The following is a 13,604-nucleotide window of genomic DNA, read 5'->3' on the forward strand; positions in this document are numbered from 1 at the left end:
GGGTGCTAGCGCTATTTTTAGTTAAAGAATCCTTGTGCGAACCCTTCAGCAAAATCTGAACACCCTATTTTAATCGTATCCCAGCTTGGGGCGTTGAAAGTAAGGATGCATGTTACTAGTAAAGATAGAATAGGTAGAACTAGTCGCATAATAGACCTCCATACTTTTTATATCTATATATTTAAATTTATAATATACAGATTATTAATGTAAGTCAATGAAAGGAGTGATTTTTAAGGTGAGATGGAAAAGAGAAGACGTTATCTTTGAAACGATAAGAGAAGCTGAAGTGTGGGCGGACGGGGTTGCGAATGAAATGCATGGAAGAGTATTTGATGGGTATGAAACGCTAGATTATAAAATAGCGTATGCTCTTTCTTTTTTCTTAGCGCAAAGTCGAGAATATCATATTCATACGAGTATTGAATTTAATAAAGATATAGAAGTGTATAAAGTATGGATCACTACAAGTTAATTGCGCAATCCGAATCCATGAATAGACAATTATATTGAGAGGGACCTTGTTTTCTAGTATGATGAGAATAACGGGGAAAATACTAGGATGAAGAAGGTTTCAAGTCTATAACTTGGAGGAAAAGAATGAACAATCGTATTTTAGTAGTTGATGATGAGGAGTTTATCTTAACTTTAATCGAATTTAATTTACAACAAGCTGGTTTTGAAGTGATAACAGCGATGGATGGAGAAATGGCGCTTCAAAAAGCGACAACAGAACGTCCAGATTTAATTATATTAGATTTAATGCTTCCAAAAATGGATGGTATGGAAGTATGTAAAGAATTACGATTGCAGCGCGTTATGACGCCGATTTTAATGTTAACAGCAAAAGATGATGAATTTGATAAGGTGCTAGGTCTTGAACTTGGGGCTGATGATTATATGACGAAGCCATTTAGTCCAAGGGAAGTTGTCGCGCGTGTGAAGGCAATTTTACGCCGTACGAAATTACAACAAGAAGAGCAAGTTACAGAATCATCAGATGAAGAGAGCATTACAATTGCTGAACTTAAAATTTTACCAGAGTTTTATGAGGCTTATTTCCAAGGAAGAAAGCTTGAATTAACACCAAAAGAATTTGAACTACTTGTTTATCTTGCGAAAAATAAAAGTCGCGTATTAACGCGTGATCAATTATTAAGTGCTGTATGGAATTATGATTTCGCTGGTGATACACGAATTGTTGACGTTCATATTAGCCATTTGCGCGATAAAATTGAACAAAATACGAAAAAACCGACGTACATTAAAACGATACGTGGTTTAGGATATAAATTAGAGGAGCCAAAAGGGGATGAATAAATTTCGTTCCAGGCTTCTTTTTACATTTGTTTCTCTTATTGTTTTTATTTTAGTCGGACTCGGTTTATTGCTGGAAACCGTGTTTGAAAACTATTATATAGATCATGCGAAAGAGAGAATGGTAAAAGAGACAGAGTATGTTGCGGTATTAGCAGAAGAACAAGGTTTTGATGATGTTTTAAAAAATCCATATATATTTAAAAAGCTAGAAGAAAAAATTCAGGCTTCTATTGCCTTTGTAGATGAAAAAAAGAAAGTTCAATATAGCGGGGGAGAACCGTCTGCTTTTAGCCAAGGGATAATAAAAGAACTTTCCTCTGAAACAACGAAACAAAGAAATAAAGTCATTACGAAAGAAACAGATCAAAATAATGAATTTTACCATGCGGTGTTCGTGCAAGATGTAGCAGGGAAACAAGGATACATTTTGGTAAAGAGCACAATTGAGCCTTTGAAAGACGTTCATCAAAAAACGTGGGGATTATTAATTATCGGATTTGTTATTGCGTGTCTTGTAGTCGTATTTTTAGGTATGAAAATTACAGGGCAATATATTAGGCCGATTGAATCCGTTACGAAAGTTGCCATCGAATTAGCGAAGGGGAATTATAAAGCACGCGCTTATGAAAGTCATTCGGATGAAACGGGAATGTTAAGTAAAGCGATTAATATTTTAGCTCGTAATTTACAAGAGATGACACTTGAGCAAGAAATGCAACAAGATCGTCTGCATACGTTAATTGAAAATATGGGAAGTGGAATGATTTTAATTGATAGCCGCGGTTATATCAACCTTGTAAACCGTTCGTATAAGGAAACTTTTCACGTCACAGATGAAGAATATTTAGATCGTTTATATTATGAGTCGTTTCATCATCCGGAAATTATAGAGCTTGTGGAAGAAATCTTTATGACAGAAGTGAAAGTGCGCAAACAAATGTTATTGCCACTTGGCATTGAGCGAAAGCATTTCGAGGTATATGGAGCACCGATTATCGGGACGAATCATGAATGGAAAGGGATTGTCCTTGTATTCCATGACATTACTGAGCTGAAAAAGTTAGAACAAATGAGAAAAGACTTTTTAGCGAATGTTTCCCATGAACTAAAAACGCCGATTACTTCTATTAAAGGTTTTTCAGAAACACTTTTAGACGGTGCTATGGATAATAAAAAATTCTGCGAGCATTTCTTGCATATTATTTTAAAAGAAAGTGAACGTATGCAAGGATTAATTGAAGATTTATTAGATTTATCAAAGATTGAGCAACAAGGATTTAAATTGAGTATGGGGACCGTTGATATGAAGGGGCTTCTTGAAGACATTCATATGGTGCTTGATAATAAAGCGGGAGAAAAAGAAATCTCTTTACAAGTAAATACACTAAAACGTGTCTCTGTCATTGGAGATCCAAGTCGTTTGCAGCAGATCTTTATTAATTTAATGAATAACGCAATCGTATATACACCGGCTGGAGGCGTTGTTTCTGTAGAATTAGCAGAAGATAAATATAATGCTTATATAAAAGTATCAGATACTGGAATTGGTATTAGTAAAGATGAAATTCCACGTATTTTTGAACGCTTTTACCGAGTGGATAAAGCGAGAAGTAGAAACACTGGTGGTACAGGCCTTGGGTTATCGATTGTAAAGCATTTAGTTGAGGCGCATCACGGTACGATTACAGTGGATAGTGAAGTTGGGGAAGGGACAACATTTACAGTTGTTTTACCAAAATCAGCAACTGAAAAATAGGATGAAGGATGTTTACAATATATTAACAATGGCTTAATTAAATATTAATAAAGCTCTGTTAATATAATACATGAAAACCCCTTCATCCAAGGAGTAATTTTGGACGAGAATAGTTAAGCTGTTCTCGTCACTTCCCTTTATGCCAATATAAGTCTGTTTTATATATGAAAGAAAATAACCGTTATTTTTCTTCTCTCTATTAGTCATGTTAATATAGAGAGAGGAAAGAAACGGTTTTTTTCTGTGAAAAAAATCATTTCAAATTTGTATGGGGAGGTTTCTGATTTGGAAAAAAAGGTCGTATTAGTAGATGGTAATAATATCGCGTATCGTGCTTTCTTTGCACTACCGCTTTTAAATAACGACAAGGGTATACATACGAACGCAATTTACGGTTTTACAATGATGTTAATGAGAATATTAGAGGAAGAAAAACCGACGCACATGTTAGTAGCATTTGATGCGGGTAAAACGACATTCCGTCATAAAACATATAGTGAGTATAAAGGAGGACGTCAAAAGACTCCACCTGAGTTATCAGAGCAATTCCCGTTTATTCGTGAGATGCTCGATGCATTCAACGTACCGCGTTATGAATTAGAAAATTATGAAGCGGATGACATTATGGGAACGCTAGCGAAAGAAGCGAGTGAACAAGGAGCTAGTGTAAAAGTTATTTCAGGAGATAAAGATTTACTTCAACTTGTTTCTGATAACACGCTTGTATGCATTCCTAGAAAAGGGATTACGGAAGTAGATGAATATACGAAAGAAGCTTTATTTGAGAAATACAGCTTATCACCAAAGCAAATTATCGATATGAAAGGCTTAATGGGAGACCAATCAGATAATATTCCAGGTGTACCAGGAGTTGGTGAAAAAACGGCGATTAAATTGTTAACACAGTTTGGAACAGTTGAAGAAGTGTATGAAAATATAGATCAAGTAAGCGGGAAGAAATTAAAAGAAAAGCTGGAAGCAAATAAAGAGCAAGCTCTTATGAGTAAAGATCTTGCAACGATTATTACAGATGCGCCGATTACTGTGCATGTGGATGATATGGAGTATAAAGGGTATGAAGCAAGTGATGTCATTCCAATGTTCGAGAATTTAGGATTCACATCTCTTTTAAATAAATTAGGTGTTACGCCAGAAGAAACGGCTCCAGCTGAATTAGATGATATTACATTTGATATTGTGGAAGAAGTTACAGAAGAAATGCTTCAACAAGATAGTGCGCTTATCGTTGAAGTACAAGAAGATAATTATCATAAAGCAGATATTCAAGGTTTCGGTATTCAAAATGAAAATGGATGTTACTTTATTCAGACAGACATTGCTCTTAAGTCAGATGCTTTTAAAGAGTGGCTTGCGGATGGAGAAATGAGAAAGTATACATTTGATGCGAAGCGTGCGATTGTTGCACTGAAATGGAACGGTATAGATGTGCAAGGGATTGACTTTGATCTATTAATTGCTGCTTATTTACTTGATCCGGCTGATACAGATAAAGATTTCCGCACTGTAGCGAAAATGAAAGAAACGCATGCTGTGAAATCCGATGAAGAAGTTTACGGAAAAGGTGCGAAGCGTGCTGTTCCAGAGCTAGAGATAGTAGCGGAGCATGTAGCTCGTAAAGTGCATGTATTATATGATGTGAAGCAAACGTTCGTTGAAGAGTTAGAAAAGAATGAGCAATATGAACTGTTTACAGAGTTAGAATTACCACTTGCACGTGTATTAGCTGATATGGAAGTAAAAGGTGTAAAAGTTGATACAGAACGTCTTCGTAATATGGGAGAAGAACTTGCCGGTAGATTAAAGGAGATGGAACAGGAAATTTATAAGCTGGCGGGAACAGAATTTAATATTAATTCACCGAAGCAGCTTGGTGTTATTCTGTTTGAGAATTTAAACTTACCGGTTATTAAGAAGACGAAAACAGGTTATTCTACGTCAGCTGATGTACTAGACAAGCTGATGGATCACCATGAAATTATTCCAAACATTTTACATTACCGTCAATTAGGGAAACTAAATTCAACTTATATTGAAGGGTTATTAAAAGTTGTACATGAAGATTCATCTAAAATCCATACTCGTTTCAATCAAGTATTAACGCAAACGGGCCGATTAAGTTCAACGGATCCAAACTTACAAAATATCCCGATTCGACTAGAAGAAGGAAGAAAGATTCGTCAGGCATTCGTTCCATCAGAAGAAGGATGGATTATGTACGCGGCAGATTATTCGCAAATTGAACTTCGTGTATTAGCTCATATTGCAAATGATAAAGGGCTAGTTGAAGCGTTCCAACATGACATGGATATTCATACGAAAACAGCTATGGATGTATTTGGCGTTGAAAAAGATGAAGTAACTTCAAATATGAGACGACAAGCGAAAGCTGTTAACTTCGGAATTGTGTATGGTATTAGTGATTATGGTCTTTCACAAAACTTAGGAATTACAAGAAAAGCAGCAGCGGAATTTATTGAAAAGTATTTAGAAAGTTTCCCTGGTGTACAAGAATACATGGATGACATCGTAAAAGATGCGAAACAAAAAGGATATGTGGCTACATTATTAAATCGCCGCCGTTACATTCCGGAAATTACGAGTCGTAATTTCAACTTGCGTAGCTTTGCTGAGCGTACAGCTATGAATACACCAATTCAAGGTACTGCAGCAGATATTATTAAAAAAGCGATGATTATTATGGCAGATCGTTTAGAAGAAGAAGGATTACAAGCACGTCTTCTATTGCAAGTACACGATGAATTAATATTTGAAGCACCAAAAGAAGAAATTGAAAAATTAGAGAAGCTTGTACCAGAAGTAATGGAGCATGCAATTGAACTCGCAGTTCCGCTGAAAGTTGATTATTCTTACGGTCCAACTTGGTACGATGCAAAATAAGGAAGTGATGAAATGCCTGAATTACCAGAGGTTGAAAACGTCAGACGGACACTTGAAAATCTTGTAACAGGAAAAACAATTGAAGATGTCATTGTTACCTATCCCAAAATAGTAAAACGTCCAGATGATGCAAAAATCTTTAAAGAAATGCTAAAAGGCGAGACGATTGAAAATATAAAGCGAAGAGGAAAATTTTTGCTTTTATATGTAACGAATTATGTCATTGTTTCACATTTGCGTATGGAAGGTAAATTTTTACTGCATCAAGAGGATGAGCCAATTGATAAGCATACGCACGTCCGTTTCTTATTTACAGATGGAACTGAATTACATTATAAAGATGTGAGAAAGTTCGGTACGATGCATCTCTTTAAGAAAGGTGAGGAAATGAATCAAATGCCTCTTGCTGACTTAGGTCCAGAGCCATTTGATGCTGAATTGACACCACAGTATTTACAAGAGAGATTGCAAAAGACAAATCGTAAAATAAAAGTTGTATTATTAGACCAGCGTCTTTTAGTAGGACTTGGAAATATATATGTAGATGAAGTTTTATTCCGTTCTCAAATTCATCCAGAACGAGAAGCGTCGTCTTTAACAGCAGAAGAAATTGAGCGAATTTATGAGGCGACTGTTACAACGTTAGGCGAAGCAGTGAAGCGTGGTGGAAGTACAATTCGAACGTATATCAACTCACAAGGGCAAATTGGCTCATTCCAAGAACTTCTAAATGTATATGGAAAAAAAGGAGAACCGTGTGTGACTTGCGGTACGATATTAGAAAAAACAGTTGTTGGCGGAAGAGGAACGCATTACTGCCCGATTTGTCAGCCAAGAATATAGAAAAGAGATAACATCGGATAGGCATTTGTCATATACATACAGCAGAGCTATGTATAAGGGAGGAGCTTACCGATGTACCTTTATTTATCTCTTATTTTATTAGCTTTTACATTAAGCTTAGATAGCTGTAGTGTAGGGCTAACATATGGTTTAAGAAGCGTAAGAATTCCACTAAGATCAATTGTAATTATCGGAATGTGTTCAGCGGCTGTTATGCTTGTTTCAATGGGAATTGGACATATGATCGCGAAAGTATTTTCACCTGTTATCGCAACGCGTATCGGTGGGCTTGTTCTTATTGGAATAGGAATTTGGGTATTATACCAATTTTTTCGAAGTGAGAAAAAAGAAGAACCGAAGCAAGAGGAGAAGGTCTGGAAGTTAGAGATTGCCTCGCTTGGGTTAGTCATTCAAATTTTACGGAAACCGACTGTAGCAGATTTCGATAAATCAGGCACCATTTCTGCAGGAGAAGCATTACTTCTTGGTATCGCTCTTTCTGTAGATTCATTCGGTGCTGGAATTGGTGCATCTTTATTAGGGTATACACCGGCTATGATGGCGATATTAGTTGCAGTGATGAGTTCTTTGTTTTTATTTATTGGAATGAAACTTGGAACGGTTTTATCAAATATGAAATGGTTGCAAAAATTTACATTCCTGCCTGGAGTATTACTCATTATTATTGGAATTTGGAAAATGTAAGTACGGGCGTGGAACATTAGTTTCGCGCCTTTTATTATGAGGAGGGGTATGATGACAGTAGTAATTGGATTAACGGGAGGTATTGCAAGCGGAAAAAGTACAGTATCTCAAATGTTTCGCGAGCTCAGTATACCAGTTATTGATGCAGATATTATTGCACGAGAAGTTGTAGAACGAGGAAAGCCAGCATATAACAAAATTGTAGAAGTGTTTGGAACGGAAGTATTACAAGAAGATGGGGAACTGGATCGGCCGAAATTAGGAAGTGTCGTTTTTTATAATGAAGAGAAACGATTGCAGTTAAACAAAATTGTTCATCCTGCAGTGCGTGAGGAAATGAATAGGCAAAAGGAAATGTACATAAAAGAAGGTATGCAAGCGGTTGTGTTAGATATTCCTCTCTTATTTGAAAGTAAATTAACAAGTCTCGTTGACCGCGTTTTAGTTGTAGCAGTTAAGCCACGTACGCAATTAGAACGTTTAATGAAGCGAAACGATTTTTCAGAAGAAGAAGCAACAGCTCGTATTCAATCTCAAATGCCGTTAGAAGAAAAAGTGAAACGTGCAGATGAAGTGATAAATAATGATGGCACAATTATGGGAACGAAAACACAATTACAGGTGATTTTAAAGAATTGGAACATTATTGACTAAAAAATTGTGAAATTAATGAAAATGCTTAGTGACATATCCCCTTTTTGTGTTATACTATTATTGGGATTGGAGATAAATAGTATAACGCATTCAAGGGGGATAACATATTATGACTCGTGTGGCAATTAATGGATTTGGACGTATTGGGAGAATGGTATTTCGTCAGGCAATAAAAGAAAGCGCATTCGAAATTGTAGCAATCAATGCAAGCTATCCATCTGAAACGTTAGCACATTTAATTAAATATGATACAGTTCACGGCAAGTTTGACGGAACAGTAGAAGCATTTGAAGATCACTTATTAGTTGATGGGAAAATGATTCGCCTTTTAAACAACCGCGATCCAAAGGAATTGCCTTGGACAGATTTAGGTGTTGAAGTTGTAATTGAAGCAACTGGTAAATTTAATTCAAAAGAAAAAGCAATTCTTCACGTTGAAGCTGGAGCGAAAAAAGTTATTTTAACAGCGCCTGGTAAAAATGAAGATGTAACAATTGTAGTAGGTGTGAACGAAGACCAATTAGATATTACAAAACATACTGTTATTTCAAATGCATCTTGTACAACAAACTGTTTAGCACCTGTTGTGAAGGTGTTAGATGAGCAGTTTGGAATTGAAAACGGTTTAATGACGACAGTTCACGCTTATACAAATGACCAAAAAAATATTGATAACCCACATAAAGATTTAAGAAGAGCACGTGCTTGCGGACAATCAATTATTCCGACAACGACAGGTGCTGCGAAAGCGCTAGCAAAAGTTCTTCCACATTTAAATGGAAAACTTCATGGTATGGCACTTCGTGTACCGACACCAAACGTGTCTCTTGTTGACTTAGTAGTAGATGTAAAACGCGATGTGACAGTAGAAGCTATTAACGATGCATTCAAAACTGTTGCAAACGGTGCGTTAAAAGGCATTGTAGAATTCAGCGAAGAGCCTTTAGTATCTATTGACTTTAATACAAATACACACTCAGCTATTATTGATGGTTTATCTACAATGGTAATGGGTGATCGTAAAGTGAAAGTACTTGCTTGGTATGATAACGAGTGGGGCTACTCTCGTCGTGTTGTAGATCTTGTAACGTTAGTTGTGGATGAATTAGCGAAACAAGAAAATGTGCAACATATTTAATTGAATAAGGGGAGGGCAAGTGAATATTTGCCCTCTTTTTTTTATTTTTTTCTGAAAAGGAAAAAAATTATATAAGTATATTTTTAGAAGTGGACATACCACGAAACGTTGAGGTTACTGTATTCGTGAATCATTTATTTTTTTTAGGGAAAAGTAAAGAGGAAAATATGACAGAAAATCGAAAAAACTGTTGTTGCAAAATGAAAATAAACAAAGTATACTAACACTCGTAAACTTAAGAGCTGAGGTACGTAGTCACTACTTAAAGGGTTAGGACCTCTCTGGACTAACTTTCCCCCGTGGTAGTGGAGCAAGCCAAATTGCAAATTAGTTTTCAATTCGAACAGTTAGAATAAATTTACAAGGGGGAACTGTAGAATGGATACTATGGATACGATGGGTCGTCACGTGATCGCTGAACTTTGGGATTGCGATTTCGACAAGCTTAATGACATGCCGTATATTGAACAATTATTTGTGGATGCAGCACTAAGAGCTGGTGCTGAAGTGCGTGAGGTGGCTTTCCATAAATTTGCACCACAAGGTGTAAGTGGAGTAGTAATTATCTCGGAATCACATTTAACAATTCATAGCTTTCCGGAGCACGGTTACGCGAGTATTGATGTTTATACTTGTGGGGATCGTATTGATCCAAATGTTGCTGCAGAATATATTGCAGAAGGTTTAAACGCGAAAACGCGTGAGAGCATCGAGCTTCCTCGAGGCACTGGTAGCTTCGAAATTAAGCAGAGAGAAACAAAAGCTCTTTAAAAAAGAACATAATTGATTTAAAATGTAAAGAGGTGTATAATGCACCTCTTTTTTAGTTTGAAAAAAAGGAAAAATATGACGTGCTCGTTAGTTGAATGAATTGAGCTCTTGCGAATAAGTTAACGCCCTATTCTACCATCTTATTTTTGGAACCGAGATGATAACATAATGCGTTTAAACTTAAAGTGGTAAGAGAGTTAGAATGAGTTATATAATACTGTATATATATTGTCAGATGAAGTAAGTAGAGAAAAATAAAGAGTATAGTGTAAAGGAGTGAATATATTGCGTTGTCCATCCTGTTCTCATAATGGTACAAGAGTGTTAGATTCGCGTCCGGTAGACGAGGGGCGCTCTATTCGAAGAAGGAGAGAGTGTGAAAGCTGTTTAAGCCGCTTTACGACATTTGAAAGAGTGGAAGAGTCACCTCTTATCGTTGTAAAAAAAGAAGGAACACGAGAAGAGTTTAATAAAGAAAAGATTTTACGCGGCTTAATTAAAGCGTGCGAAAAAAGACCAGTATCTTTAAGACAATTAGAAGAAGTAACTCAAAGTGTGGAACGTGAACTTCGTAATTTAGGTATATCAGAAGTGAAAAGTGATATGATTGGTGAAATTGTTATGGAAGAACTACGTGATATCGATGATGTTGCTTACGTGCGTTTTGCTTCTGTATATCGCCAATTTAAAGATTTAAATGTATTTATTGAAGAATTAAAAGATATACTGCAAAAAGAAAGAGAGTAGAATCTGTATTGTATTCTCTTTACATACCGTAAATAATGAGATAAGAGAGCTAGAAGCGAAAGCTAATAGCTCTTTTTCGCTAATAAATTATATAGTGAAGATTGGATGAGAGAAAGGAAAAGCAAGAATGGAAAAACAGTCATGGATGGAGCTATTGCCGATTGATCGTTATAAAGTAAGTGCGAAAGGGTTACTGCATAATTACGACCGAAAAGTGTTAACGATGTTATATCAGCCGTTAATAGGTAGTAGAGCTTTTAGCTTGTACATGACGCTATGGGGAGAGTTAGATCAAGATCGTGTGTTTGGAAAAGAGAATACGCACCATTCCCTTATGGTGACCATGCAAATGCAACTTCCCGAAGTGTATGAGGAACGAGTAAAGTTAGAAGCAATTGGGCTTTTAAAAGTATATATTAAGAAAGAAAAAGATATTCGAATGTTTATATATGAGCTGCAACCACCTTTATCCCCGAAGCAGTTTTTTGATGATATTGTTTTAAGTATCTTTTTATACAATCGATTGAGTCGGACAAAATATAATCAAGTAAAACAATATTTCTTAGAAGAAGAATTTGATTTTGTATCGTATGAAAATGTTACGCGTTCTTTTAATGATGTATTTGGTTCGTTTAATCCAGGACAGCTTGAGCATGCGCAAGAAGATCTTCGTATTCCAAAAGCGACAGTTATGCCAAGTAATGAAAAGGGAGATGCTCCAAAAGTTTGGAATGATTTCTTTGATTTCTCCTTATTTGTAGACGGCTTGTCCGCTCTTGTTCCTAAAAAGGCGATTACAGATCAAGTGCGAGAATGTGTCATTACACTTGCTTACGTGTATGATGTAGATGTGTTATCGATGCAAAATATCGTTCTTGGTGCGGTGACAGAGATGCAGACAATTGATATCGAAAGGCTTAGAAAAGGAGCGCGTGATTGGTATCAGTTCGAAAACGGTCAAGCGTTACCTGTATTAAGTGAAAGAGTACAGCCTCACGCTGCACGTATGATGAAAGAAAAAGAGCCTACATCGCAAGAAGAGATGTTAATCAAACAGTTAGAGGAAATCTCACCAAAGCAACTATTGAAAGAAATCTCTGGCGGTGCAGAGGCGACGAAGGCTGACTTGCAAATTGTTGAAGATGTAATGATGAATCAAAAGTTAACACCAGGTGTTGTGAATGTACTTATTTATTACGTTATGCTACGCTCAGATATGAAACTTGCGAAAACGTATGTGGAGAAGATTGCTGGACATTGGGCACGTAAAAAGGTCGGTACAGTTGCTGAAGCAATGGCATTAGCGAAAGAAGAAAATCGTCAATATCAAGAATGGGCTGAGACGAAGAAGAAAGGTCGTACATCCAAGAAAACAGTACGAAAAGAAATGGTACCAGATTGGCTGAAAGAAGAGCCGAAAGAACAAGAGAAAGAAACTGTGAAAAAAGATGTAAGTGCTGAAAAAGGTGCAAGTACGTTAGAGGACGAACGAAAACGATTAGAAGAAGTGTTAAAAAAATATAAGCGTGATTAATAGAAGAGAATGAACGCTCTTTGAGGTGAGAAAATGGAGCATATTCAAAATTCATTTGCAAAGTTAATGGAAAATGAAAATTTTAAAAATAGATATGAAGTATTAAAGGCGGAAGTAATGGCACATCCGCGTGTGAAAGAATTTATAGACGAACATAAAGGGGAAGTAACAACGTCTATGATTGAACGCAGTCTTGTGAAATTATACGAATATATTGGACAAAGTGTAGGTTGCGCGGATTGTCCGGATCTAGGTTCGTGTAAAAACATGCTGCAAGGATATGAGCCAAAGCTCGTTATCCAAGGGAAGATGATTGATATTCAATATGATCGTTGTGTTAGAAAAGTAGCATATGACGAGAGGAAGAAATATGAAAAGCTCGTTCAAAGTGTATATATGCCAACTGATATTTTACAAGCAACGATGGAAAACTTAGACCCTTCAGATTTAGATGCGCGTATTGATGCGATTGGTGCAGCTAATGAGTTTTTAAGTACATATGAACCTGGTAAAAAAGTACAAGGTTTATATTTGTACGGTAAATTTGGTGTAGGGAAAACGTATTTGTTAGGAGCAATTGCGAATGAGCTTGCTCGAAAGAAAATAAGTTCGATGCTCGTATACTTCCCTGAATTTCTACGTGAAATTAAAAGTTCGATTCAAGATAATTCAATTGGGGAAAAGATTGATGCGGTGAAACGCGTACAAGTTTTAATGTTAGATGATATTGGAGCAGAAGCGATGTCAAGCTTTGTGCGTGATGATGTACTCGGTGCAATTTTGCAATTCCGTATGTTAGAAAACTTACCGACGTTCTTTACGTCTAACTTTGATTTTAAACAGCTAGAACATCATTTAACATATACGCAGCGCGGTGAAGCGGAAGAAATGAAAGCAGCTCGTATTATGGAGCGAATTAAATATTTAGCGAAACCAATTCCAATTGGCGGGAAAAACCGTCGTCATAAGTAAAGAGTAAGCTGAGAAGCTTGCTCTTTTTTTCGTAGTTAAACGCTTTTTAAAGTAGTCGAATGATAAAATGAAAAGTTCTTATTGAAAATTCCTAGTAGCTTGTATCATTTTTTTCTCCCTCCCTTAATATATATAAAATTAGCAAGCCATATCGAGTGGATTTTCTAACGATAGGAAATGTAATTCTACTAAGAGTGAACTTTCACGCGGGACGGACTCTTATAGGATTTGTAACGTATAGATAC

General features: G+C 36.3%; 13 protein-coding genes. 12 read left to right on the forward strand and 1 reads right to left on the reverse strand.

From position 1 onward, the window contains the following. Positions 1 to 17: 17 nt before the first annotated feature. Positions 18 to 149, reverse strand: coding sequence for a hypothetical protein (locus tag PDK19_RS00530; protein ID WP_074567708.1), 132 nt, complete (start codon positions 147 to 149; stop codon positions 18 to 20). A gap of 89 nt (positions 150 to 238) precedes the next feature. Here PDK19_RS00530 and PDK19_RS00535 point away from each other — a divergent pair, with 89 nt between their 5' ends. The 12 genes from PDK19_RS00535 to dnaI all read left to right on the forward strand — a co-directional run bounded on the left by PDK19_RS00535 (position 239) and on the right by dnaI (position 13,359). Further along, on the forward strand, positions 239 to 475 hold the full coding sequence (locus PDK19_RS00535) for a hypothetical protein (protein WP_001267377.1): 237 nt from the start codon (positions 239 to 241) through the stop codon (positions 473 to 475). A gap of 125 nt (positions 476 to 600) precedes the next feature. Next, a complete protein-coding gene (gene phoP / locus PDK19_RS00540; RefSeq protein WP_001065225.1) occupies positions 601 to 1,320 on the forward strand; it encodes a two-component system response regulator PhoP in 720 nt (239 codons plus the stop codon). Continuing rightward, complete coding sequence (gene phoR, locus PDK19_RS00545) at positions 1,313 to 3,076, forward strand: sensory box histidine kinase PhoR (RefSeq protein WP_001032116.1); 1,764 nt, start codon at positions 1,313 to 1,315, stop codon at positions 3,074 to 3,076. The genes phoP and phoR overlap by 8 nt, the downstream gene beginning before the upstream one ends. 285 nt (positions 3,077 to 3,361) lie before the next feature. Next, complete coding sequence (polA, locus tag PDK19_RS00550; protein ID WP_062821911.1) at positions 3,362 to 5,995, forward strand: DNA polymerase I; 2,634 nt, start codon at positions 3,362 to 3,364, stop codon at positions 5,993 to 5,995. 12 nt (positions 5,996 to 6,007) lie between these two features. Then, positions 6,008 to 6,838, forward strand: coding sequence for a DNA-formamidopyrimidine glycosylase (gene mutM / locus PDK19_RS00555; protein ID WP_001114498.1), 831 nt, complete (start codon positions 6,008 to 6,010; stop codon positions 6,836 to 6,838). A gap of 72 nt (positions 6,839 to 6,910) precedes the next feature. Further along, entirely contained in the window at positions 6,911 to 7,543 is a 633-nt protein-coding gene (gene ytaF / locus PDK19_RS00560; RefSeq protein WP_000281752.1) for a sporulation membrane protein YtaF, read from the forward strand. A 51-nt stretch (positions 7,544 to 7,594) separates the two neighbouring features. After that, a complete protein-coding gene (gene coaE, locus PDK19_RS00565; protein ID WP_000219318.1) occupies positions 7,595 to 8,197 on the forward strand; it encodes a dephospho-CoA kinase in 603 nt (200 codons plus the stop codon). A 109-nt stretch (positions 8,198 to 8,306) separates the two neighbouring features. Further along, the gene (locus PDK19_RS00570; RefSeq protein WP_000198972.1) at positions 8,307 to 9,335 is read left to right on the forward strand and encodes a glyceraldehyde-3-phosphate dehydrogenase; all 1,029 of its coding nucleotides are present in this window, start codon (positions 8,307 to 8,309) and stop codon (positions 9,333 to 9,335) included. Positions 9,336 to 9,722: 387 nt separating this feature from the next. Further along, the gene (speD, locus tag PDK19_RS00575) at positions 9,723 to 10,106 is read left to right on the forward strand and encodes an adenosylmethionine decarboxylase (protein ID WP_002003660.1); all 384 of its coding nucleotides are present in this window, start codon (positions 9,723 to 9,725) and stop codon (positions 10,104 to 10,106) included. A 285-nt stretch (positions 10,107 to 10,391) separates the two neighbouring features. Next, entirely contained in the window at positions 10,392 to 10,853 is a 462-nt protein-coding gene (gene nrdR, locus PDK19_RS00580) for a transcriptional regulator NrdR (RefSeq protein ID WP_001203687.1), read from the forward strand. A 127-nt stretch (positions 10,854 to 10,980) separates the two neighbouring features. Continuing rightward, a complete protein-coding gene (locus tag PDK19_RS00585) occupies positions 10,981 to 12,387 on the forward strand; it encodes a replication initiation and membrane attachment family protein (RefSeq protein WP_000415018.1) in 1,407 nt (468 codons plus the stop codon). 33 nt (positions 12,388 to 12,420) lie between these two features. After that, positions 12,421 to 13,359, forward strand: coding sequence for a primosomal protein DnaI (gene dnaI, locus PDK19_RS00590; protein WP_000400101.1), 939 nt, complete (start codon positions 12,421 to 12,423; stop codon positions 13,357 to 13,359). The last annotated feature ends 245 nt before the right edge of the window (positions 13,360 to 13,604 follow it).

The sequence above is a fragment of the Bacillus cereus group sp. BcHK124 genome (assembly GCF_027712065.1).
In the GTDB taxonomy this organism is placed as follows: domain Bacteria; phylum Bacillota; class Bacilli; order Bacillales; family Bacillaceae_G; genus Bacillus_A; species Bacillus_A pacificus.

What these genes read in the sequence shown, in the direction of transcription:
- ytaF (WP_000281752.1), top strand. Translation starts at nt 6,911, where the DNA reads ATGTACCTTTATTTATCTCTTATTTTATTAGCTTTTACATTAAGCTTA.
- PDK19_RS00570 (WP_000198972.1), top strand. Translation starts at nt 8,307, where the DNA reads ATGACTCGTGTGGCAATTAATGGATTTGGACGTATTGGGAGAATGGTA.
- dnaI (WP_000400101.1), top strand. Translation starts at nt 12,421, where the DNA reads ATGGAGCATATTCAAAATTCATTTGCAAAGTTAATGGAAAATGAAAAT.
- coaE (WP_000219318.1), top strand. Translation starts at nt 7,595, where the DNA reads ATGACAGTAGTAATTGGATTAACGGGAGGTATTGCAAGCGGAAAAAGT.
- mutM (WP_001114498.1), top strand. Translation starts at nt 6,008, where the DNA reads ATGCCTGAATTACCAGAGGTTGAAAACGTCAGACGGACACTTGAAAAT.
- PDK19_RS00585 (WP_000415018.1), top strand. Translation starts at nt 10,981, where the DNA reads ATGGAAAAACAGTCATGGATGGAGCTATTGCCGATTGATCGTTATAAA.
- speD (WP_002003660.1), top strand. Translation starts at nt 9,723, where the DNA reads ATGGATACGATGGGTCGTCACGTGATCGCTGAACTTTGGGATTGCGAT.
- PDK19_RS00530 (WP_074567708.1), bottom strand. Translation starts at nt 149, where the DNA reads ATGCGACTAGTTCTACCTATTCTATCTTTACTAGTAACATGCATCCTT.
- phoP (WP_001065225.1), top strand. Translation starts at nt 601, where the DNA reads ATGAACAATCGTATTTTAGTAGTTGATGATGAGGAGTTTATCTTAACT.
- phoR (WP_001032116.1), top strand. Translation starts at nt 1,313, where the DNA reads ATGAATAAATTTCGTTCCAGGCTTCTTTTTACATTTGTTTCTCTTATT.